1 protein-coding gene is annotated in these 1,279 nt (G+C 52.6%); it reads right to left on the reverse strand.

The window, feature by feature from the left end:
- Nucleotides 1–59: 59 nt before the first annotated feature.
- Entirely contained in the window at nucleotides 60–992 is a 933-nt protein-coding gene (locus HALO32_RS14260; protein ID WP_151444574.1) for a hypothetical protein, read from the reverse strand.
- Nucleotides 993–1,279 lie beyond the last annotated feature (287 nt).

Genomic DNA, 1,279 nt, shown 5'->3' on the forward strand with positions numbered 1-1,279 from the left:
CGAGGTCAGTTCGGTCATGGTGTCCTCCTTGAAATCGGATGACACCAGTCTGACGGACGTTATTCAGCGGCAGAAGATGGGGTTGATGGAGCGCTTACGATCTTAGGTATCCAGGCATGGTGGAGGTAGGTCATGGCCTGATGGCAGGAGAGGTTGGACACGGCAGGGTTGCGGGCTGTGAGCCGATTTTGCTTGGTCCTTGCCGATTCGTAACGATTTTCAGCAGATGTTCTGATCTGGTTGGGAACGTAGATTCGGCACCGACCGCTGTCCATGTAGTTGCTTTGGTTCTCCAGTGTCTTGGAGATGTAGTCAGCAGAACCAATGTCGATAGCTGACATTCGGTAGTCGCCGAGACCATCACGGTTCGTGAACACCTGGGCCTTCACAGTCTGCTTGCTGATCTTTCGAGGACGTTGTTTGTAGGTATGCTGAAGACGAAAGCCTGAGCCCTTGTTGTCGGTGTCTAGCTTGAAGCAAGACCTGACGGCGGCTTCGTCGTCTTGGTGGTAGCCGATGACACAGTGAGAGTGCAGGTTCCCTTTGTGGTCTTCGATGACGGAGAACCACTTACAGCTGACACCCAGCTTTCTGAGTCGCTCGTTAACTGTTTTGGCATTCGCGCCCGCGACTGTGAGCTTCGCCTCACGTGCCAGTTTCTTTGTCACCTTGTCGGAGAAGTTGACGGTGATGAAGCCCAGCTTCCAGCCTTCTGTCTTACTGACCAGGTCTTCAAGCGCCAGATAGTAGAAACGTAACTCTGGAGAGATGCTGTGGTTGCCGATCCGATGACACAGCGTCTTCTCTTTCCATCTGTCTAACTGTATAGACTGTAAGGATAGAGCTACTGGGCTGCCATGCTGGCCAAGGACCTGGTGGAGGTGCCAAAGCCGCACCCGCTCTGCGTTTGAGCGGGTCGGAAGTAAGCTGTGACTGACGCCGCTGGGGGCATTTTTTCCGCGCTTCAGGGCCGCACGTGATTCGTCATACATGATACAATCTCTCTCGTTATCTTGACTTGCCGGCCTCTCATGGGGTCGGCATTTTTTTTGATCTTATGGTGGCTATCGACACGATGCTAAGTGAGCTTTAACAGTGACGCTTCGTTAGTAATGCGCACTTGTCACGCTACATGGTATGTCGGTGGATCAATGCGTGTGCTCTTCGATCCATTCCACAGATAAGTGACTAGGCAGATATTTTCATGCATAGTGCCGATAGGATTTCAGCTTAGGACGGCAGCATGGCAAGTCGCTTCATCTCTCCCCTGGCAGAGGAC

This window comes from Halomonas lysinitropha (genome assembly GCF_902500215.1).
Lineage (GTDB): Bacteria > Pseudomonadota > Gammaproteobacteria > Pseudomonadales > Halomonadaceae > Halomonas > Halomonas lysinitropha.

Bases quoted from the DNA above. Each gene is read 5' to 3' on its own strand.
- HALO32_RS14260 (WP_151444574.1), bottom strand. From the start codon at position 992: ATGTATGACGAATCACGTGCGGCCCTGAAGCGCGGAAAAAATGCCCCC.